Consider the following 1,767-nt stretch of genomic DNA (forward strand, 5'->3'; position numbering starts at 1 on the left):
CGCCCGCCGGATGCTCGCCCAGGCTCTGCAGGCCGAGGTCGACGACTACATCACCCGCCACAGCAACGAACGCGACGCCCACGGGCGGCGTCTGGTGGTGCGCAACGGCTCCCACGAGCCTCGCGAGGTGGTGACAGCCGCGGGCGCGGTGGCGGTGCGGGCGCCGCGGGTCGACGACCGCCGGATCGACCCCGCGACGGGCGAGCGGCGCCGGTTCTCCTCGGCGATCCTGCCGTCCTGGTGCCGCAGGACGCCGAAGATCACCGAGGTGCTGCCGCTGCTCTACCTGCACGGCCTCTCGTCGGGGGACTTCGTGCCCGCGCTGGGGCAGTTCCTCGGCTCCAACGCGGGCCTGTCCTCATCGACGGTCACCAGGCTGACCGAGACCTGGAAGACCGAGCAGCAGGCGTTCTCCCACCGGGACCTGTCCGGGGTGGACTACGTGTACGTGTGGGCCGAGGGCATCCACGTCACCATCGGCCTCGCCGAGCACAAGTTGTGTCTGCTCGTGCTCATCGGAGTCCGCGCCGACGGGCACAAGGAGCTCGTCGCCCTCGTCGACGGCTACCGGGAATCGACCGAGTCCTGGGCGGACCTGCTGCGCGACTGCGCGCGGCGCGGCATGCGCGCCCCCGTCCTGGCCGTCGGGGACGGCGCGCTCGGGTTCTGGGGCGCGCTACGGGAGGTGTTCCCCGAGACCCGTGAGCAGCGCTGCTGGGTGCACAAGACCGCCAACGTCCTCGCCGCCCTGCCCAAGTCGGCGCATCCGGGAGCGAAGAAGGCGCTGACCGAGATCTGGAACGTCGAAGACAAACACAAGGCCCTCGACGCCGTGACCTGCTTCGACGCCGCCTACGGGGCAAAGTTCGGCAAGGCCGTGGCGAAGGTCCGTGACGACCTCGATGAGTTGCTCGCCTTCTACGACTTCCCCGCCGAGCACTGGCAGTACCTACGCACCACGAACCCGATCGAGTCCACGTTCGCGACCGTCCGCCACCGCACCCGCGTCACCCGCGGGCCCGGCTCACGCACCGCCGGGCTCGCGATGGCGTTCAAACTCATCGAAGCCGCCCAGGACCGCTGGCGCGCCGTGAACGGCCCGCACCTGGTCGCGCTCGTCCGCGCCGGAGCAGTCTTCGAGGCCGGACGACTCGTTGAACGACCCGACGACCACACCCACACCGAAGCCGCCTAAAAGATCTTCATCCACAGGTCTTGACGATTGCTCCACCCCGCCCGCGTTGCGATACAATGCGATACATGGTGGACGATCTCTGGTGGCGGGATCAGGACGCCGACTACATCCGGCGACGCGGCGAGCGCTACCCGGGAGCGACGGGGATCGAACCGGGCTGGACGCTCGAAGCCGCGCAGGACCCCCGACGGATCGTGCGCGACCCGGATCCGAGGAGCCGCAGCGCTGCCCTGCGGATCATCGGCTACTCGCCGACCGCGGGGTTCGTGCTCACTGTGATCGCCACCCGGGCCCACCACGCCGGCGTCACCGCATGGAAGACAAGCGGAGCCGACCTGCGCTCCTACGAACGACAGGAGGGTCCATGACCACCAACGACGATCGCCACACGCACATCGACGCAGAGGTGGCCGCTGTCCGCACCGACTACGCCGAAGAGGAAGCCGAGGCCGCGGAGACCGAGATCGCCGAGCGCACCGCAGCCCTGGATATTCCCCTGAACCTGCGCATCGACCGCGACCTCGACGCACAACTCAAGCAACGGGCCGCCGCCGCGCAGATCCCCACCTCGG

3 protein-coding genes are annotated in these 1,767 nt (G+C 69.7%); all 3 read left to right on the forward strand.

What is annotated here, in order from left to right:
• The coding region (locus tag Ae505Ps2_RS28270) for an IS256 family transposase (protein WP_139320280.1) at positions 1 to 1,195 on the forward strand (1,195 nt) is incomplete at its 5' end.
• A 65-nt stretch (positions 1,196 to 1,260) separates the two neighbouring features.
• Complete coding sequence (locus Ae505Ps2_RS28275) at positions 1,261 to 1,563, forward strand: hypothetical protein (RefSeq protein ID WP_075313279.1); 303 nt, start codon at positions 1,261 to 1,263, stop codon at positions 1,561 to 1,563.
• Positions 1,560 to 1,767 (forward strand): hypothetical protein (locus Ae505Ps2_RS32825; RefSeq protein ID WP_212567716.1); only part of this gene is annotated, 208 nt, incomplete at its 3' end. The genes Ae505Ps2_RS28275 and Ae505Ps2_RS32825, both read left to right, overlap by 4 nt.

Origin of the sequence: Pseudonocardia sp. Ae505_Ps2, assembly GCF_001932425.1 — a bacterium.
Taxonomy (GTDB): domain Bacteria; phylum Actinomycetota; class Actinomycetes; order Mycobacteriales; family Pseudonocardiaceae; genus Pseudonocardia.